Below are 19,387 nucleotides of genomic sequence, written 5' to 3'. Positions count from 1 at the left end.
CTCTCGATGCCCGAACGCGACGCGCCGCCCGATCCCGGCAAGCAGCAGCCGCTGCTCTTCTGCCCGTTCTGCCGCGAGTGCTTCGAAGGCGAGCGCGAGTGCCCGGAGCACGAGCTCGCGCTGGTGCCCTTCGATCAGCTGCCGCGCGATCCCGAGCTCGAGGGGAGCGACCTTCCGTCGCACGACGAGCCGGTGTCGATGTTCGAGCCGCGCTTCGGGCGCGGGCTCGTGATGGCCGGCGTCGCGCTCTCCGCGATCGGGTTCGCGCTCCCGCTGCTCACGATCACGACGGCGACGCAGACGCGCACGTTCAGCGGCTTCGAGACCGCGACCGGGCCTGCGCCGAGCGTGTGGACGATCCCGTTCGTCGCCGCGATGTTCGTGTGGATCCTCGCGCGCCGTCGCACGCCGCTCGAGATGCTCGGCGCGCGTCTGGTCGGCGTCGTGTTCGCGCTCGCGCCGCTGGTCTCGCTCGTCTACACGGTGCTCAAGGTCACGAAGAGCGCCGAGGAGCAGTCGGCGCAGACCGGGCGGCTGCTGGAGGTCGGCGTGGAGTACGGCGCTGGCGTGCTCGCGATCGCGGCGCTCCTGCTGCTCGCGGGCAGCGCGCGGCTGGGCGTGATCCCGATCCCGCGCGGTGGCCCCTCGAGCCCCGAGCCGGCGAGCGAGCAGCCGAAGACGAAGCGCTGATCTCGATTTGCCCGCGTCGTCGGGGCCGTCTACGTTCGCGGCGCGATGGCGCTCATCGAGCTCGAAGGGGTCGAGAAACGCTACGGCGAGCTGCGCGCGCTCAAGGGCGTGACGCTGAAGCTCGAGCCAGGGCGCATCGGGCTCCTCGGGCCGAACGGCGCGGGCAAGTCGACGCTGCTGAAGACACTGCTCGGGCTGCTCACGCCCGATCACGGCAGCGTGAAGGTGCTCGACCTCGACGTGGCGCGGAGCCCGTTCGAGGTGCGCGCGCGCATCGGGTACATGCCCGAGGGCGACTCGGTGATCCCCGAGCTCACCGCGCTGCAGTTCACGTCGCTCGCGGGCGAGCTCTGCGGGCTCCCGAAGCGCGAAGCGATCGGACGCGCGCACCAGGTGCTGCACTACGTCGGCCTCGGCGAGGCGCGCTATCGCAAGCTCGGCTCGTTCTCGACCGGCATGCGCCAGCGCGCACGGCTCGCGCAGGCGCTCGTCGGCGATCCCAAGCTGCTGCTCCTCGACGAGCCTACGAGCGGACTCGATCCGCGCGGTCGCGACGAGATGCTCGCGCTGATCGTCGACATCCCGCAGCGCACCGGGGCGAGCGTCATCCTCTCGACGCACATCCTCCCGGACGTCGAGAAGACGTGCGATCAGGTGATGGTGATCGCGGGCGGCGAGGTGCTCTACGCGGGCGCGCTCGCGCCGCTCGTCGCGAGCGAAGAGGGCGTGTTCGAGGTGCGAGGGAAGGGCGAGCCCGACTCGCTCAAGACCGCGCTCGAAGTCGGCGGCTGCGTGGTGACGCGCGACGGGAGCACGCTCGAGGTGCGCGTTCCTTCGGGCAAGGACGCGCGGTTCATCCTGGAGCTCGCCATCACGTCCGGGCAGCAGGTTCGCCACGTCGCGCCGCTCACGAAGACGCTCGAGCGCGCGTTCATCCAGACGCTCGAGAAGGCGGGCGCCGCCGCCGCGGAGGGCGCGAGCGCCTAGTCAGCCCGTCTTTCCGGGAGCGAACAGGTAGCCCTGCTCCTGGAAGACGCAGATGCGATCGCGTCCTTCGTCCTTCGCGCGATAGAGCGCGCGATCCGCAGAGCGGAGCAGCTCTTCCTTCGAGTGCACGCCGCGGCTCGGGAAGAGCGCGAGCCCGATCGACGCGGTCACCGGCATCTTCGTGCCCGCGACGTCGAACGGCTCCTCGCGCAGCGTGCGCGCGACGCGATCCGCGACGACGAGCGCGCCCGCGAGGTGCGTGCTCGGCAGCAGCACCACGAACTCCTCGCCGCCGTAGCGCGTGACCACGTCGATCTCGCGCACCGACTTCTTGAGGCGCACGCCGACCTCGCGGAGCACGGCGTCGCCCGCTTCGTGCCCGAAGCGATCGTTCACCTGCTTGAAGTGATCGACGTCGATCATCGCGAGCGCGAGCGGATCGCGGTGGCGCTCGGCGCGCTTGTACTCCTCGGTCAAGCGCGAGTTCAGGTAGCGAACGTTGTACAGCCCGGTGAGCTCGTCCTGCACCGCGAGCCGCTGGAGGCGCTCGCGCGCCGCGCCGAGGTCGTCGTGCGAGCGCTTGATGCGCAGCATCGCTTCGACGCGCGCGAGCAGCTCGCGCTCGTCGAAGGGCTTCGTCACGTAGTCGTCCGCGCCGATGCGCAGGCCCTCGATGCGGCTCTCGGGATCGGTGCGCCCGGTGACGAGGATCACCGGCACGAAGATCTCGGGCGGCGTCGTGGACTTCAGGATCCGGCAGCAGTCGACGCCGCTCAGGCCCTCCATCATCACGTCGAGCAGCACGAGATCGACCTGCCCCTGACGATGCAGGTCGAGCAGCTTCTGCGCGCCGTCGACCGCGATCACGCGGTACCCGTGGCCCCTCAGAAGGCCAGCGACGTACTCGCGCGTGACGCGATCGTCGTCGACGACGGCGATGCGCGCCGGCGGCGGCGGGGCGCTCCCGCGGGCGGTCTCCACAGGACTGATGGTACAGCTCTGGGGCGTCCCCGTCGACGCTCTCGAGATCCGCTACGCTGCGCCTCGGATGAGCATTTTCGACCGCGCCGTGGGGCGGGCGGCCCGCTTCATCGACGACGTGCTCCTCTTGCCCGAGGAGGTGCGCGATCGGATCGAGCGCGCCGAGCAGCTGCTCGATGCGGGGCGCGGCGCGGAGGCGGAGAAGCTGCTCCGTGGGGTGCTCGAGGAGCGTCCCGGGCTGCTGCGCGCGCTGATCGGATGGGCGCGCGCCCTCGAGATGACCGGCGACGTGTCGGGCGCGCGGCTCGCGCTCGCCGAGGCGCGCCAGCAGGAGCCCGACGATCCGCAGCTCTCGCTGCTCGCGGCGAAGCTCGCGCTCGCGTCGCACGACCCCGGCGCAGCGGTGACCGCGGCGCGCGAGGCGGCACGGCGGCTCGCGGCGCAGGGCGGTCCGGCGTTCGCCGAGGCATGTGTGATCCGCGCGCGCGCCGAGTGGATGCGCGGTCGCCCCGATCGCGCGGCGCGCGAGCTGCGCAAGGCGATCGCGGCGCGCCCCGAGGACGTCGACGCGCGCATCGCGCTCGTCGAGGCGCTGGTCGACTCCGACGAGCGGCTCGCGGCGCGACGTGCCGCGCGCGGGCTCGAAGGCGCAGGGCTCGACGATGCGCGCACCACGCGGCTCGGGCTCGCGCTGCATCGCGCTGGGGATGCTGCGAGCGCGCGCCCGTTGCTCGAGCGTGCGGCGCAGATCGGCAACACGCAGGCGCTCGAGGCGCTCGCGCGGCAGTCGCTCGCGCGCGGCGATCACGCCGCTGCGGAGGGGCACGCGCGCATGGCGGTCGCGCGCGGCGGCGGCGCGGCTGCGCTCTCCACGCTCGCCGACGTGCTCGTCGCTGCGGGGCGCGACGGCGAGGCCGCGCAGGCGCTGCTCGCGGCGTCCGAGACGCGTCAGGGCGGCGATCGCGATCTGCTGCGCCGCGCTGCGCGTGTGGTGCCGCTCCGCGATGCGCGCGAGCTGGTGCGTGTGGCCGACGCGCTCGAAGCGACGTCGCCCGAGGATCCCGCCGCGCGCGCGCTGCGCGCCCACGCGATGCTGCTCCGAGGAGAGCGCGACGCGTGCCGCACGCTGCTCGCGGGCGAGATGGTCGAGCCGCGCGAGGTGCTCGCGCACGCACGGCTCGCGCTCGACGAGCGCCGCCCGCAGGACGCGCTCGCCGTCATGGATCGTGGTGAAGCGAGCGAGCAGCTCCGGCCGCGCAACGGCGATGCGCAGCTCGCACGCACGATCCGCCGCGACGCGCTGCGCACGCTCTGGCGCGGACCGCGCGAGGAGGTCGATCTCGCCGCCGCGATCGACGGCGTGCTCGCGTTCGCGGAAGAGCGTCGCCTCACCGACGCGGTCGCGCGCGCCCGCGCGCTGCGCGACGAGCTCGATCGCCCGCTCTTGCTGACGATCCTCGGCGAATTCAACGCGGGCAAGAGCACGCTCGTGAACGCGTTCGTCGGCGCCGACGTCGCGCCCACCGGGATCCTCCCGACGACCGCGACGCTCAACGTGCTGCGCGGCGGCGCGGAGCGGCGCGTGCGCGTCGTCCGCAAGGACGGCACGACCCGCGAGGGCGACTGGGACGATCTCAAGCGCCTCCTCGGCGATGCCGAGCGCGAGGGCGCGGTCGTCGATCACGTCGAGATCGTGCTCCCGTCCGAGCTGCTCGAGCGCGTGTGGATCCTCGACACGCCGGGCAGCAACGCGCCGAACCCCGAGCACGAGGCGCTCGCGAAGGAAGCGATGCGCCGCGCCGATGCCGCGCTCTGGGTGTTCGACGCGGGCCAGGCGGGCAAGGCGAGCGAGGGGCGCATCCTCGCGAGCGTGCGCGCGAGCAAGCGCACCGTGATCGCCGCGCTCAACAAGGTCGATCGTCTCAAGCCCGAGCAGCTCGCGCAGGTGAAGGCGTCGCTCGCGCGCGAGATGCCCGAGATCGGACCCGAGCCGGTCGCGCTCTCGGCACGCGCGGCGCTGCGCGCGCGCGTCGCGAACGACGACGCGGCGTACGAGGCGAGCGGCTTCCCCGCGCTCGTTCGGCGGCTCGAGAGCGACGTGTTCTCGCAGTCGCGCCTGCTCAAGCGACGCGCGTGCGCGGGACGTCTGCTCGAGCTGCTCCGCGACGCGCTCGCCACGGAGGCCGAGGTCGAGGGCGGGTTCGAGGCGCGCCGCGCGAAGCTCGATCGCGCCGCGACGACGCTCGCGAGCGTCGGCGGCCCGGTGCAGGCCGCGATCGAGCGCGCGATCGAGGAGCTCGAGGCTGCGCAGTCGCGCGCCTTCGACGACGCTGCGGCCGAGGTGCTCTCGTTCGTCCGACCGCGCACCAACCGCTTCGCGTCGCACGGCGCGGATCCCGAGGACCGCGCGTTCCTCGCCGAGGTCATCCAGAACCGGCTCGACCAAGCGAGCGAGTCCACCGCCGCGCGTCTCGGCGAGGCGCTGGTCGCGGCGCTCGCTCCTTCGTTGGCGGGCACCGAGCTCGAGGCCGCGATCGCGGTGCGCGTCGAGGCCGCGATCGCACCGCCGGTCGCAGCGTTCGGTGGCTTCCAAGCCGGCCTGCTGAGCGGCGGTGCCCTGCGTCGCTTCTTCGACGAGGTACTCCCCACCGCGACGCTCAGCGTGAAGCCGATCGCCGATGCGCTCGGTCAGGCGCGCGCGTTCCCGCGCGAGTCGCTGCGACCCGCGCTCGAGCACGCGACGGCGGAGCTCCTGCGCGAGCTGGAGCGGGACGTGACCGCCACGGGTGAGGCCGCACGCCGCGAGTGGGAGCGCCTGCGCGCCCGAACGTACGAGCCTCTGCGTGCGCTGCACGAGGTGCTCGAAGAGCTCGTTGGATGAAGGCGTCGCGGGCCGTCTCGGGGGTGCGTCGGATAATCGCGGACGCGAACGACCGCCACGAGCTAGCTCACAAGATGCAAAAGCGGTTCCCTCTCGGCATCACGGGGGCTATAGTCGAAACCAACTTCACGATTGGCGGAGACTGGGCGCGCGTGGGGCACTTCCCCCCGCCCTCGTTTCCCGGTCCCGGGACGCACCCGTCGGCCGCTGCGAGATCGTGAGGAGCCGGAGCCCGATGGAGATCAAGCAGCAACTCCGCCAGACGCAGCAGCTCGTGATGACGCCGCAGCTCCAGCAGGCGATCAAGCTGCTGCAGATGTCGCGCATGGAGCTGGTCGACCTCGTTCGCGAGGAGATGCTCGAGAACCCGGTCCTCGAGGACCAGGTCGAGACCGGCGAGGTGAACGCCCAGGGCGTCGAGGTGCAGGCGCCGCCCGAGGCCGCGACGTCGATCGATCGCGCCGTCGAGGCCGACGATCGCGCGTCCGAAGCGTCGGTGAAGGGCGAAGAGAAGAAGACCGACGAGATCGACTGGGAGCGCTACCTCGAGAACCACGCGATGCAGGCGCCGATGCCGAGCTCCGGTCGCATGAGCGACGAGGAGATGCCCGGCGTCGAGGCGACGCTCACGAAGAGCGAGGACCTCGCCGATCACCTCGCGTGGCAGATCCGACTGACCGACTTCACCGACGACGAGATGCGCTTCGTCGCGCTCGTGGTCGGCAACCTCGACGAGAACGGCTACCTGAAGCTCGAGGACACGCCGCCCGAAGAGGTCGTGCCGCGTCTCGCCGCCGAAGCGGAGATCGACCCCGAGGACGCCGAAGAAGTCCTCAAGATGATCCAGAAGCTCGACCCGGTCGGCGCGGCGTCGCGCGATCTGCGCGAGTGCTTGCTCGTGCAGGCCGAGCACCACGGCATGGACGAGCTGGTGATCAGCGTCCTGCGCGATCACCTCACGAACCTCGAGAAGAAGAACTACGCGGCGATCGCGCGCGACCTGAAGGTGACCGTCGAGGAGATCTACGACGTCGCGCAGGTGATCGCCGAGCTCGAGCCGCGCCCGGGGCGCGACTACGTCAGCGAAGAGCCGCGCTACATCGTGCCGGACGTCTACGTCACGAAGGTCGGCGACAAGTACTACGTCCAGGCGAACGACGATGGCATGCCGCGCCTGAAGATCAGCGGCTTCTATCGCGCTGCGATGGCCGGCGATCCGAAGGCGAAGGAGTACATCCAGGGCAAGCTGCGCAGCGCGCAGTGGCTCATCCGCTCGATCGACCAGCGCCGCAAGACGATCGTCAAGGTCACCGAGTGCATCGTCGAGAAGCAGCGCGACTTCTTCGACAAGGGCATCGAGTACCTCAAGCCGATGATCCTGCGTGACGTCGCGGAGACGGTCGGGATGCACGAGAGCACCATCTCGCGCGTCACGAGCAACAAGTACGTGGCGACGCCCCGCGGCGTGTTCGAGCTGAAGTACTTCTTCAACAGCGCGATCCGTCGCGACAACGCGGACGACATCGCGAGCGAGTCGGTCAAGCAGGCGATCAAGAAGATCATCGCCGAGGAAGACGAGCGGAACCCGCACAGCGATCAGAAGATCGTGGAGATCCTCGCGCAGGACGGCGTCGTGATCGCGCGTCGTACGGTCGCGAAGTACCGCGAGATGCTGGGCATCCTCAGCTCGAGCAAGCGCAAGAAGTACTTCTGATGGGGGACGTCACTCCGCCGTCGCCGAGTCGACCCGGAGTGCGGTAGCGTAGACCTCGAGAGGCGCACCTCGGCTTCAACAGAGGGCGCCACGGGAGGAGAGACGCATGGAGGTCTCGTTCACGTTCCGTCAGGTGGAGCCCTCGGAGGGCGTGAAGAACTACGCTCGCGAGAAGATCGCGAAGCTCCAGAAGTACCTTCGCGCGCCGCTGACGGCGGACGTGATCCTCTCGGTCGAGAGGCATCTGCAGACGGTCGAGGTGATGGTGCACGGCGACGGTCATCGCTTCGCCGGAACGCACCAGTCGGAAGACATGTACGCGTCGATCGACCTGGTGATCGACAAGATCGATCGTCAGATCCGCGACGACAAGGACGCGAGCGCCGACCGACGCAAGCACTCGGGCGGCATCTCGCAGATGAGCGGGAAGACCGAGAAGTAGCGAAGCGCGATGTCTCGACGTGGGTCGCGCGGGGGCTAGGGCGCGCGACCGACGTCGAGACCGCTGCGCAGCAGCTCCGAGAGAGCAAGACGACGATGCGCCTGGCCGAGCTCCTCACCGTCGACCGCATCGACACCGACCTCGACGCTCGCGACAAAGGCGACGCGATCCGCGCGATGGCGAAGCTCCTCGCGTCCGGGCTCTATCCGAGCGCCGGCGGAAGCGCTCCAAGCGTCGAGGAAGTGGAGCGCGTGCTGCGCGAGCGCGAGGCCGTCGCGAGCACCGGCGTCGGCGACGGCGTCGCGATCCCGCACGGACGCTTGCCCGGCCTGACGCGCTTCGTGGGCGCGCTCGGGATCCAGAAGGACGGCGTCGCGTTCGACGCGATCGACGGGCGCCCTGCGTCGATCCTGTTCGCGCTGATCGGGCCCGATCGCGCTGCGGGAGAGCACCTCAAGTGCCTCGCGCGGATCTCGCGCGCGCTGCGCGACGACTCGGTGCGCGCGAAGCTGCTCGGCGCGGAAGCGCCGCAGCGCGCGCTCGACATCGTGCTCGAGGTGGACGGGGCCTAGATCGTTCGTCGTGGCGACGCGCGGGTCGTCACGAGCGAGCGACCTCGTGCGGAGCTGGAGAGACCGAGCCCTCAAAGCCCTCGCGTTCGTCGCGCTGGTCGTCTTCGCAGGCGTGTACTTCGTGCGATGGCAGCCGGACTCGCTGGGGCCGGCGCCGGTGTCGATCGAGGCGAGCGCGCCACCGCTGTCGGACGACGAGCTCGCGGTGATGACGATCAACGCGTGGCGGCTCTCGCAGCCCGCGCGCGTCCCGGCGCTCGTCGACGCGATCGACCGCGAGGGCACGGCGCTCGGCGGCGGCCGTCCGGCGCTCGTCGGCATCCAGGAGATCCAATCGCGCGATGCGATCCAGGCGCTCTCGCGCGAGCTCGAGGACGACGGGTTCTTCGCGGCGTGCGAGTGCTCGATCCGCACCGACGGATCGCTGCGCAGCGCGGTCGCGGCCGCGGTGAGCGAACCGTACGTCGTGCGCGGTCACGAGTGCGTCTCGCTCGAGCGGCTCTTCCCGGATCAGCGTCGGTGCGCGCTGCTCGCGCGCGTCGACGATCCCGCGGGGCGCTCGATCGTGCTCGTGGTGGTGCACCTCGCGTGGCATCCGTCGAACGGCGCGATGGCAGCGTGGCTGAGGCAGGAGCTGGTGGAGCGCGATGCGCTCGGGCCGCGCACGATCCTGCTCGGTGATCTCAACGCGTGGCCGGGGACCGAGGGATACGATCGCATCGTCGCGCCTCCGCTGCGCGACGCGGTGCCCGGCGCGCCCGCGACGCATTACTTCGGGTGGACGATCGATCACGTGGCGGTCGGCGATGCGTTCGAGACCGTGCGCTCGCTCGATCGACGCGCGTCGTACGAGCGGATCCGGCCGGCCGCGGCGATCGTGATGCCGCTCGCGTGCGACGCGGGTGGCCCGCCCGGGTGCCCGGTCAGCGATCACCTGCCGGAAGGCGTCGTGCTCCGATGGCGCGACGGTGATCGCGTGTCAGCGACGCAGCGGTAGGCCGAGCGCGCGCAGCGTCTCGGCCATGTGCCGCGCGGGGATGTCGGCGTGCGGCGCGTCGCTCTCGACGATCACGACGCGGCGATCGCGCGCGTGCTCGAGGCGCGCGTCGCGCCCGACCGATGCGCGCGCGCCGAGCGCACGACGCGCTCGTCGCGCGAGGTCGCGGTTGCGCTCGCGCGTCGTGCCGCGTCCGCCGTGGAACGAGAGCAACCTGCGCGACGCGTCCGCCGCGGCCCACGCGAGGAACGCAGGACCGCCGCTGTAGAGCGCGTCGAACAGCACGAGGTGCCGCAGGCGATCGTCGACGCGCCCCGCGCGCAGGATCGCGAGGCTCGTCTCGAACGCTGCGCTGTGCGCGAGGATCGTGATGCCCGCGAGATCGTCCACGCGACGGCGCGCGCCGAGATCGGGCTCGAGCGCGGCGAGGATCTCGTCGAGGAACGTGCGGAACGCGCCCTCGCGCGCGAAGCGCCCCGGGCTCCCTTCGCGCTGCCAGAGCGCGAGCTGCACCACGACGAAGAGCGTCTGCGTGCCCGCCTCGTCGTGACGCGCCGCGAGGCCCCATCCGGGATGCGTCGGTGCGCCGGCACGACACCGCGCGTCGCGCGCGTCGGAGATCAGCACCTGCGCGCACCCGCGATAGCCGTGGAGGAACACGACGAGGTGCAGCGGCGCGCGTGCGTCGAACCCGGATGGCGCGTGCACGATCGCGTCGGGCGCGCCCTCGTGATCGAACGCGCCGTGCGCCACGTCGATCTCGCGTGTCCACTGCGCGCTCGCGATCGCCGGGAACAGCGCGGTCAGGAAGACGATCGCGATCCCGCGCACGTCAGGCCGAGACCATGCGCTCGATGCCCTCGAGCCGCGAGAGCAGGAACCGCTCCGACGCCGAGAAGCCCTCGGCGCGCGCGCGCATCGCGACCACGTAGCGACGCACCGGGCCCGCGCCCGTGTAGCGCAGCTTGCGCACGAGCTCGTGCACGCGCTCGATGTCGTCGGCGCCGAGGAGGCGCCCCGCCGCCTCGTGGAGCTCGAAGACCCAGTCGAGCCACGCCGTGCGCTTCGTCCCTTCGGCGAGCCGCAGCGCGTACTTCGTCGCTTCCGCGATGCGGCTCGGGGGCGGGACCGAGCCGGTCTTCGCGCGCGCCAGGATCTCGTGGAGCGACTTGCCCAGCACGCGCTCCGCCTCGTCGAAGCGTCCGAGCGCGAGCGCCTTGTCGGCGATGCCCGCGAGCAGCGCGCGCCCGGTGCTCTCCTCCGAGCCGACCCCCGACGCCGAGGGCGGACGCGCGCCGTCGACGCGCACTCCGTCGAGCCGCAGCGCGTCGTGCTTCGCGGTCTGCATCGAGTCGGGGCGCACCGCGGGGATCTCGAGCGTCATCCCCGCGAGCGTCGGGCTGCCCTTGTGCAGCAGGTGCCCGCACTTCTGGCAGAACGCCATGTCCATCGTGACCGAGGCGCCGCACGTCTCGCACGCGGCCTCGAGCAGAGGGCGATCCGGGATCTCCACGAGCACGAGCTCGTGCGACCCGATCGTCACGCGATCGAGGTGCACGATCTTGCGTCGCCCCGGGATGCGCTCGCCGTTCACCAGCACGCCGTTGCGGCTGCCGAGATCGTCGACGAACACGCCGTCGGGCTGGACGTGGATCGCGGCGTGCCGACGCGAGACGAGCGCGTCGTCGAGCGCGAGGTGGCAGGCCGAGCTACGCCCGACGACGAACTCGCCGGGAGGCATCTCCAGGTCCGAGCCCTGGTACCGGATCCGGTAGCGAGGCAAGCGCGTCGGATCGTGCCAGAGCGCGCGCGCCGACGGAAGAGAAACGGGCGCTCCCGTCGTCCGGGGCGCCCGTTGCTCGTGGGGGACGGGGAGCATCGGCTCCCCGCGGGATCACATCGCGAAGACTTCCTGGAGCCGCGCGATCTCGCCCAGCGACGTGGTCAGGCGTCCCTGGATCTCGACCGTCTGGTCCATCATCCGCTTGAGCTCGGTGATGTCCTGCACGTACTGGCGGAACGCGCCGAGCTGCTCCGAGAGCACGCCCGCGCTCTGCGCACCGTCGACGACGAGCACGGTGCTCGGCGTGGTGCCGATCTCGGTGTCCGCCACGAAGCGCTCGAGCTCGCGGCCCGGACCGCCGCGACGCGCACGCGCCATCAGCTTCGTCTGGCCCTCGATGGGCTCGAGGAGCACGAGGCTGCCGACGATGCCGGCTTCCTCGCTCGCGACCGGCACGACGCCGTACAGCGCGGTCGCCGACTCCGCCGCCGCGGCCGCGGTGCGATCGAGCTCGGCGCGACGCGTCTCGTTCAGCGTCGTCGCCGCGAGGCGCCCGATGCGCTCCCAGATCAGCTGGACGTTGTTGTAGTACGCGAAGAGATCGTCGACGGTCCCGGGCTGGAACGCGCCGTAGTTCTTCCGCGCGAACGCGCCGGCCGTGATCGGCACTTCCATGCCGCGCAGCTCGGTGATCGTGTCGTAGTCGACGCCCGCCGGCTGACCGCCGTGACCTGCCGCGCGCTCGACGAGACGGTCGATCTTCGTCTGCGCGTCGAGCACGCGCGCCGACGCGTCGGTGACCGTCTGGTAGATCTCGTGGCCGTCGCGAACGGTCACGTTGTAGAGCACGTTGCGGCCGTTCATCGAGCCGAAGCCGCCGCCGAGCAGAGCGCCCACGACGAGGCCGATGCCGAGCAGCAGGAAGTTGCGGCCGCGCTGCTTGCGACCGACCTCCGAGTCGTCGACCGGCTTGTCGTCGATGACGAGACGGACCTCCTGAGGGCCCGCCGCGACCGCGGGACCGGCCGCGAACGGATCCACCGGCGCCTTCGGACGCACCGACTCCGCGGCCTTCGGCTGCGCGAACGGCGGCGGCGCGACGTCGGGCCCGCCGAACGGCATCTTCGGCGCGATGGCGGCCGGCGGCGCGACGACCGGCGGCGCGACCACCGGCGCGATCGCGGGCGGCGGGACGGCGGCGGCAGCAGCGGCCGCGGCAGGAGCAGCAGCGGGAGCGGCGCCGGCGGCGCCTGCGACGTTCGGCGTCGCGATCGGAGCGGCTCCAGGGGTGTTCGGGGAGATCGTGCGACCGAGCCGGGCTCGCAGATCCTTCTTCGGCTTCTTGTCGTCGGACATGTGCGGGCCTCGCCCTCCTGATCGAACCCTGAGTGGCTCCTCGTTTGGGAAGGAAACTTCCCTCCGCGTCCTTGGGCCTCTCCCCCGGACGAAGCTCGTGTTTCTTCGAGGAAACACGAGCACGCGGGGGTCGCAAGGAGGCCGGAAGGTATCCAGGGCGAGCGACGGGTGTCAAGCGATGCAGACCTGCCGGAAGAGCCGGGAACCCCGAGAGGTTCGCGAGGTCTGGCGGCTCCGGCCGCGGTGGCGCGGGCCGGATCGCGATGGCACCCTGACGGTCCCGCGCGCGGGCCCCAGGTACGCAGTCCACTCGGATCCGAGTGGGGTTCTCGGAGACGGTGACGAGCGCGAAGGGGTCCGACCGGAGGCATGACGAGCGAGCGCGGAATCGAGCGGTGGAGGCGTGCCTTCGGGGGGGTGTCGCGCGGTGTGCGACGCGTCACCGATCTGGTACCGATCACGCCGCTCGGGCTGATCGTCGCGGTCGTCGGGTGGGCTGCGCTGCAGCACGTCGGGCTCGCGGAGCGCGACCTCGTGATCGTCGTCGCCGCCGGTGGCGCGCTCGGGCTCCTGGCGCTGGCGCTCGTGCTCGTCGTGCTCGGTGCGATCCGGATCAAGCTCGCTGCGCGCGCGCATCGCGCGGGCGAGGAGCGGACGCTCGAGACGTCGCGCTCGCTGCCGACCGGGTTCTCGCTGCCCGGCCTGCTGATCGTCCCGATGCTGCAGGTGCGCTGGGCGTGGGAGTCGCCGGGCGCGGATCTCGAGCTGTCGCGTCGTGGGCTCCGCCTGCACGAGGACGCGTCGGTGCGCGCGCGCGGGATCGTGCCGGGCGTCGAGCGGCGCATCGTGATCCAGGACGCGTTCGGCCTCGCGCGCGTCGCGGTGCGGCAGCGCGAGCCGGTGCGCCTGACCGTGCTCCCGCACGCGGGCGCGATGCGCGATCTGCCGCTGCTCGTCTCGATGGCCGGCGGGGACGACGTGCCGCACCCGATGGGCCTCGACGACGGGGATCGCGTCGAGCTGCGTCGCTACGCGCCCGGCGATCCCGCGCGGCACATCCACTGGAAGGTCTTCGGCCGCACCCGGAAGCTGATGGTGAAGATGCCCGAGCGCGCGCTCTCGCGCGCACGGCGCACGGTCTCGTATCTGGTCGGCGGGCCCGACGACGAGGCGAGCGCGGCCGCGGCGCGCGTCGCGATCGAGGGCGGCGCGTTCGGCGCGGAGTGGATCTTCGGCGCCGACGGATCGGACGGTGAGGCCAGCGCGATCGGCGACGCGGTGCAGCGCGTCGTGACGTCGGCGGGCGTCGGAGAGCGCGGCGGCAGCGGGCTGCGGTCGTTCGTCGATCGCGCCGAGCGCACGGGACCCGCGTCGCTGGTGCTCTTCGCGCCGCCGCGGCCCGGGCCGTGGCTCGCGCGCGTGCTCGCGGTGCTGCGCGGCCGCGCGGGGCGGGCGAGGGTGGTCATCGGCGTCGACGGGATCGACTCGTCCGCGAAGCCGACGTGGTGGCAGCGGGTGATCGCGCGTGAAGCGCCGCGCGTCGGCACGCCGATCGACGAGCTCGACGCGGTGCTCGGCGCGCTCGCGGCCACGCGCTGCGAGGTCGTGGTGATCGATCGACGCAGCGGACGCCGGCTCGGCAGCGCGCACCGTGGCGCGGCGCGCGCGCTCGCCGCGGACGGCAAGCAGGTGGCGGCGTGAACGAGGCGCGTGACGTGCGCGAGCCGGCGCTCTCGACGATGCTGCGCATGCTCGTCTACGCGCTCACCGCGGGCGTGTTCGCGTGGCCGCTCTCGGTCGCCGAGGGCGTCATCGCCGCGGCCGTCGGCGCCGGGCTCGGGTCGCTGGTCGGCCGTCGCGTGGCGAGCACGCGGGTGCGCACGCCGGTCGTCATGATCGGCGCGTTCGTCGCGCTCGGCGTGTCGATCGCGTTCGCCGACTTCGTGGTCGGGAGCGCAGCGGCAGCCTCGCTGCTCGGGCCCTCGCTCGCGCTGCGCGCCGGTGAGGCCGCGGCGTTCGGAGTCGGTGCGCTCGTGGTCGGCAGCGCGGTGCGCTTGCTCTCGGCGCGGCGCCGCTCGCTCGCGGTGATCGAGATCGCGCTCATCGCGACCTCGTTCGCGGCGCTCGTCGTCGCGCATCGCAACTACGCGATCCACCGCCCGTTCGAGATCGCCGACTGGTTCCTCGTGCGCGGTGGAAACCCCGAGTACGGCATGCTCGGCATCGGCGCGCTCGCCGGGCTCGTCATCGGGCTGCTCCTGCTCAGCGAGCGCAGCTTCCTGCGCTCCGCGGTGCACCTCGGGGTCGCGGCGTGCCTGCTCGCGCTCATCCTCGGCACCACGGCGATCGCCGGGCTCCCTCCGCCGCAGTCGGGCGGCGACGGGCTCAACCTGCGCAACGACACCGGCCGCGCGGAGCGCGAGGCGCAGGGCCAAGGGCAGAGCCAAGGCGGCGCGGGCGGGCCCGACTTCCAGGACGAGTACGATCAGTCGGGCTCGCAGACGCCGCTCGCGATCGCGCTCTTGCACGACGACTACTCGCCGCCGAGCGGCGTCTACTACTTCCGCCAGGAGTCGTTCAGCCAGTACAACGGGCGACGGCTGATCGCCGCGGGCATCTCCGGCGTCGACGACGACGTCGCGTCCGGCTTCCCGACGCGCACCATCGACATCCCCGGCGCGCCCGACACCGGCGCGTGGCGCACGACCGTCGAGACCACCGTCGGGCTGCTCGCGGAGCATCCGCGCCCGTTCGGGCTCGAGTCGCCGATCCAGCTGGTGCCCGTGGAGAACCCGGATCGCGGGCGCTTCCGGCGCACCTATCGCGTGCGCTCGGCGGTGCTCACGTCGGACGAGTGGGGCCTGCTCGGGCGCACCGCGGGGAGCCCCGCGTGGAGCGAGGAGATCCGCGCGCACTACACGCGCGGTCCGAGCGATCCGCGCTACGGCGAGCTCGCGCAGCGCATCCTCGGCGAGGTCCCCGAGGACCTGCGCGTCGATCCCATCGTGCGGGCGTTCGCGATCACGCAGTGGCTCGGCCGCGAGGGCACGTACTCGCTGCGCAGCCGCCACGCGAGCGCGGAGGATCCGACCGCGCACTTCTTGTTCGGCGATCTCACGGGGTACTGCGTGCACTTCGCGCACGCGGCCGTGTACCTGATGCGCGCGGCGGGCCTGCCGGCGCGCGTCTCGACCGGGTACATGGTGCCCGAGTCGTCGCGTCGCGGCGGCTCGGCGATCCTGATCGCGGGCGGCAACTCGCACGCGTGGCCCGAGGTCTATCTCGACGGCGTCGGATGGGTCGTCGTCGACGTCGTGCCGGAGCGCTCGCTCGACCCGCCGCCTGGTCCCGCCGACGAAGCGCTGCAGCAGCTGCTCGCCGAGATGCTGCGCGGGCTGCGTCCGCTCCCCGAAGACGGAAGCGAGGCGCCGCGCGCCTTCGATCAGATCCTCGACGACGTGCGCGGTCCGCTGGCGATCGGCCTCGCCGCGCTCCTCGGCTCGCTCGTGCTGCTCGGCTACGCGATCAAGGCGTGGCGTCGGCTCGCGGGCAGCGTCTCGCCGTCGCCGCACACCGTCTATCGCGCGGCGCTCGATCAGCTCGCGTCGAGCGGCGTGGTGCGCGAGTGGGGCGAGTCGCGCGAGGCGTTCGCGTGGCGCGTGCGCCGCGAGCTCCCGAGCCTCGCGAAGCTCACGACCTCGCACGCCGCGGTCGCGTGGGGGAGCAAGCGCAGGAGCGACGACGCGCGCGCGCTGCTCGCGACGAAGAGCGAGCTCGGGCGCGAGCTCGCGAAGACGATCCCGTGGTGGAGGCGCGCGCTCGGCGCGCTGAACCCGTACTCGTGGCTGCTGTCTCGATGATCGGCGCCGCAGGAATGAGGAACTGAGATGGACGCGACGACCAGCAGCAGCGAGAACCTTCCGTCGACGAACGGAAGTGGAGGCCTCGAGAGCGCGCACGAGGTGGCGAGCCGCCTGAAGGCGCGGCTCGGCGCGGTGGTGCGCGGGCGCGAGGACGTGATCGAGCTCGTCCTCACCGCGCTCCTCGCCGACGGCCACGTGCTGCTCGAGGACTATCCCGGCTCGGGCAAGACGACGCTCGCGCGCGCGCTCGGCGGATCGATCCGCGAGGATCAGGGCGTCGTCGGCATCGCGCCGTTCCGCCGCATCCAGTTCACGCCCGATCTGCTCCCGAGCGACATCACGGGCACGAACGTGTTCGAGCTCGAGCGCTCGAATTTCGTGTTCCGCCGCGGCCCGATCTTCGCGCACGTCGTGCTCGCAGACGAGATCAACCGCACGTCGCCGAAGGTGCAGGCCGCGATGCTCGAGGCGATGGCCGAGAAGCAGGTCACGGTCGACAACGACACCCACGCGCTCGACGATCTCTTCTTCGTCATCGCGACGCAGAACCCGCTCGACCTCGCGGGCACGTACCCGCTGCCCACGCCGCAGCTCGATCGCTTCCTCTTCAAGATCAAGATGGAGCACATCTCGCGCGACGCGGAGCTCGAGGTGCTCGCGGCGTATCCCGCGCCGCACCTGTCGCTGGCCGACGAGGTGCCTGGCGTCACGCGCCACGATCTCCTCGCCGCGCGCCGCGCGCTGCGCGCCAACGTCGCGCTCGACGCCGCGTTCCGCGAAGCGCTCGTCGACCTCGCGCGCTCGCTGCGCGACGACAAGCGCGTGCTCCAGGGCGCGTCGACGCGCTCGCTCGTGCTGATGATGCCCGCGCTCCAGGCGCGCGCGCTCGTCGCGGGGCGCGACCACGTCACCCCGCACGACCTCGAGGTGCTCGCGCCGTACGTCTTCACGCATCGCCTCGAGTGCGCGCCCGGCGTCGACGATGCCGCCTCGGTCGTGCGCGAGCACGCGAAGGCGCAGGTCGAGAAGCTCGCGCGCCGCAGCCTCAAGCGTTGAGCACCTCGATGCGCGCACGTCGTCTGATCCTGCTCGTCTCGCTGAGCGCGCTCGTCGCGAGCGGTGTGGTGCACGCGCAGGACGACGAGGGCGGCGACGACGATCTCGGCGAGCTGCTCGGGCCCGAGGCGCTAGGTGCGATCGAGCGCTTCGTCCCGCCCGGGATGGAGGCCTCGCCCGAGGAGCTCGCGGCGTGGCAAGAGGCCGATCAGGGCCACCACATCAAAGCGCGCGAGCTCGCGGAGCGCATCGTCGCGCGCAACCCGAGCTCGTACGTCGGGCACTTCGTGCTCGGCTACGTGCACCACCAGGGCGAGGCGAACTTCCCGCGCGCGCTCTTCCATCTCGATCGCGCGTACCGCCTCTACAGCGCGCGCTGGGGCGAGCCGCCGAACCCGTCCGCGCCGTGGCGCTGGCACTCGATGATGCTGCGCTTCCTCGTCTACGCGCACGCCGACCTCGAGCACTACGAGGAGCAGATCGCGTGGATGCGCCGGTTCAACGAGGTCTACGACCCCGACATGATCGGCGAGATGGCGTGGCCGCTGATGAAGCTGCGCCGCTTCGACGAGGCGCGGCAGGTCGCGCGCGCCGCGCAGGCGAGCGACTCGCCGTGGCAGGTCGAGGTCGCGCTGAACGCGCTCTGCGCGGTCGAGTTCGAGGCAGGCGACGATCGCGCGAGCTACGACGCGTGCCGGGCCGCGATGGAGCTGCGCGGCGGTGATCCGCGCTCGCAGAGCGCGGTCGACTTCACGAACTTCGCCGAGGCCGCGCGCGCCGTGTTCCGGCTCGACGAGGCGGAGCGCGTCGATCAGCTCGCCACGCAGGCGCAGGTGAGCTGGTACGGCAACCCGCACGTCGAGCTCGGCGAGCTCTACGTCCGCGAGGGACGCTTCGTCGAGGCGCTCGATCAGCTCAAGCAGGTCCCGCGGTATCGCGCGCGCCGTCCGCCGCACGTGCAGGACAGCGACCGCAACGAGGCGCGGCGCGCGCTCGCCGAGTTCTTCCTCGTCATCGGCCGCAGCCAGGACGCCGCGCGCATCGCGCATCGCGCCGTGGTCGCGCCCGATCGGCGCGGGCACAACAGCCGCGATCCCGCGCAGGACGAGGCGATCGCGGCGCTGCTCGATCGGCGCGCGCGCGTGATGGAGGCGCAGCGGCTCGTGGTCGAGTCGCTCGGCGCGCCGTTCTACGAGCGCGTCTGGGCGACCATGCAGTCGTGGAGCCTGCGGCTCGACGCGTGGAAGTCGGGGCGCCAGGCGGCGCGCGCGCTCGCCGACGACACCCGCCTCGTCGGGACGTTCATGATCGGCACGTCGCGCAGCGCGGTGCTCCCGCCGTGGCTCGCCGGCGAGCTCGTGCAGGTGCTCGGCCCCGGCGTCGCGAGCGAGGCCGTGCGACGCGCGCGCGCCGAGGATCGCCGCGAGGGCGCGGGCGCGTACTACGACGCGTTCGAGGCCGAGGCCGCGCTCGAGAGCGGCGACTCGCAGCGCGCGCGCGAGCTCGCCCTGCGCGCGCTCTCGGCGCTGCAGCCCGCGGAGACGCTGCTGCGCGCGCGCATGCACGCCATCGCGGCGGAGTCGGCGCGGCGCAGCGGCGAGATCCAGCGCGCGCTCGAGAGCTACGACGAGGCGTTCCAGACCGACCCCGGCATCTTCCCGCGCCTCGAGCTCGCGGTGCCGGTGCGCATCACGATGCGCGGCGGCGCGGTCGCGGAGCACGCCGGCGATCTCGTCGCGTCGAGCCCGCGGTTCGTGAGCTCGGAGTCGGCGCTGCGCGTCGAGATCGAGGCGAGCCCGAGCAGCGCGCGTGCGTGTCTGATCGGCGCGAGCGGCTCGGTGCTCGCGTGCGCCGAGGAAGCGCGCCGCGGGTCCGAGAGCGACGACGACTACGGCGCGCGGCTCGCGACCGCGTTCCACGCGGCGGCGTTCGCGCCGCGCATCGACCTCAGCCAAGCCGACGCGAACGGGCTCGACGGCTCGAACGTCTCGGCGCGCGATCCGCTGCGCACGCTCTTCGGCAGCGACGGCGACGGCACCGAGGTCGAGGTCGACGAGGAGTAGCC

The 19,387-nt window shown here is 72.3% G+C and carries 14 protein-coding genes and 1 pseudogene; 11 read left to right on the top strand and 4 right to left on the bottom strand.

Features of this window, described 5'->3' with window-relative positions; genetic code table 11:
- The first annotated feature begins 6 nt into the window (after nucleotides 1-6).
- Both DB32_RS23025 and DB32_RS23020 read left to right on the top strand, forming a co-directional pair.
- Nucleotides 7-690, top strand: coding sequence for a hypothetical protein (locus tag DB32_RS23025; RefSeq protein ID WP_053234795.1), 684 nt, complete (start codon nucleotides 7-9; stop codon nucleotides 688-690).
- 111 nt (nucleotides 691-801) lie between these two features.
- Nucleotides 802-1,677, top strand: a pseudogene (locus DB32_RS23020) (ABC transporter ATP-binding protein); the annotation flags it as partial.
- Here the strand turns inward: DB32_RS23020 and DB32_RS23015 are convergent.
- Nucleotides 1,678-2,658 (bottom strand): diguanylate cyclase, encoded by a 981-nt coding sequence (locus tag DB32_RS23015; RefSeq protein ID WP_053234793.1) that lies wholly within the window; start codon nucleotides 2,656-2,658, stop codon nucleotides 1,678-1,680.
- A 67-nt stretch (nucleotides 2,659-2,725) separates the two neighbouring features.
- On the opposite strand from DB32_RS23015, the gene DB32_RS23010 reads away from it, so the two are divergent.
- From DB32_RS23010 to DB32_RS22990, 5 genes are all read left to right on the top strand, one after another.
- Nucleotides 2,726-5,539 (top strand): dynamin family protein, encoded by a 2,814-nt coding sequence (locus DB32_RS23010; protein ID WP_169791523.1) that lies wholly within the window; start codon nucleotides 2,726-2,728, stop codon nucleotides 5,537-5,539.
- Between the two features lie 235 nt (nucleotides 5,540-5,774).
- The gene (rpoN, locus tag DB32_RS23005) at nucleotides 5,775-7,253 is read left to right on the top strand and encodes an RNA polymerase factor sigma-54 (protein ID WP_053234791.1); all 1,479 of its coding nucleotides are present in this window, start codon (nucleotides 5,775-5,777) and stop codon (nucleotides 7,251-7,253) included.
- Nucleotides 7,254-7,359: 106 nt separating this feature from the next.
- Entirely contained in the window at nucleotides 7,360-7,695 is a 336-nt protein-coding gene (hpf, locus tag DB32_RS23000) for a ribosome hibernation-promoting factor, HPF/YfiA family (protein ID WP_053234790.1), read from the top strand.
- A gap of 95 nt (nucleotides 7,696-7,790) precedes the next feature.
- Nucleotides 7,791-8,267: a PTS sugar transporter subunit IIA gene (locus DB32_RS22995; RefSeq protein ID WP_053234789.1), complete on the top strand. Its 477-nt coding sequence runs from the start codon at nucleotides 7,791-7,793 to the stop codon at nucleotides 8,265-8,267.
- Nucleotides 8,268-8,313: 46 nt separating this feature from the next.
- Nucleotides 8,314-9,264, top strand: a complete 951-nt coding sequence (locus tag DB32_RS22990) for an endonuclease/exonuclease/phosphatase family protein (RefSeq protein WP_157069307.1) — start codon at nucleotides 8,314-8,316, stop codon at nucleotides 9,262-9,264.
- Here DB32_RS22990 and DB32_RS22985 read toward each other — a convergent pair.
- From DB32_RS22985 to DB32_RS22975, 3 genes are all read right to left on the bottom strand, one after another.
- Nucleotides 9,247-10,095 carry an alpha/beta hydrolase family protein gene (locus DB32_RS22985; protein ID WP_053234787.1) on the bottom strand — a complete coding sequence of 283 codons (849 nt, stop codon included), beginning with the start codon at nucleotides 10,093-10,095 and terminating at the stop codon, nucleotides 9,247-9,249. The genes DB32_RS22990 and DB32_RS22985 overlap by 18 nt on opposite strands.
- Nucleotide 10,096: 1 nt before the next feature.
- A complete protein-coding gene (locus DB32_RS22980; RefSeq protein ID WP_075097597.1) occupies nucleotides 10,097-11,047 on the bottom strand; it encodes an FHA domain-containing protein in 951 nt (316 codons plus the stop codon).
- A 111-nt stretch (nucleotides 11,048-11,158) separates the two neighbouring features.
- Entirely contained in the window at nucleotides 11,159-12,403 is a 1,245-nt protein-coding gene (locus DB32_RS22975) for a hypothetical protein (RefSeq protein ID WP_053234785.1), read from the bottom strand.
- Nucleotides 12,404-12,832: 429 nt separating this feature from the next.
- Here DB32_RS22975 and DB32_RS22970 point away from each other — a divergent pair, with 429 nt between their 5' ends.
- The 4 genes from DB32_RS22970 to DB32_RS22955 are packed head-to-tail and all read left to right on the top strand — an operon-like array spanning nucleotide 12,833 to nucleotide 19,385.
- A complete protein-coding gene (locus DB32_RS22970) occupies nucleotides 12,833-14,104 on the top strand; it encodes a DUF58 domain-containing protein (RefSeq protein ID WP_169791522.1) in 1,272 nt (423 codons plus the stop codon).
- On the top strand, nucleotides 14,101-16,263 hold the full coding sequence (locus tag DB32_RS22965; RefSeq protein WP_053234783.1) for a transglutaminase-like domain-containing protein: 2,163 nt from the start codon (nucleotides 14,101-14,103) through the stop codon (nucleotides 16,261-16,263). The genes DB32_RS22970 and DB32_RS22965 overlap by 4 nt, the downstream gene beginning before the upstream one ends.
- Before the next feature lie 27 nt (nucleotides 16,264-16,290).
- Nucleotides 16,291-17,322 (top strand): AAA family ATPase, encoded by a 1,032-nt coding sequence (locus tag DB32_RS22960; protein WP_053234782.1) that lies wholly within the window; start codon nucleotides 16,291-16,293, stop codon nucleotides 17,320-17,322.
- 8 nt (nucleotides 17,323-17,330) lie between these two features.
- The gene (locus DB32_RS22955; RefSeq protein ID WP_157069306.1) at nucleotides 17,331-19,385 is read left to right on the top strand and encodes a hypothetical protein; all 2,055 of its coding nucleotides are present in this window, start codon (nucleotides 17,331-17,333) and stop codon (nucleotides 19,383-19,385) included.
- The last annotated feature ends 2 nt before the right edge of the window (nucleotides 19,386-19,387 follow it).

Source organism: Sandaracinus amylolyticus (assembly GCF_000737325.1).
Lineage (GTDB): Bacteria > Myxococcota_A > Polyangia > Polyangiales > Sandaracinaceae > Sandaracinus > Sandaracinus amylolyticus.
This window is presented reverse-complemented; position numbering and strand designations above follow the sequence as displayed.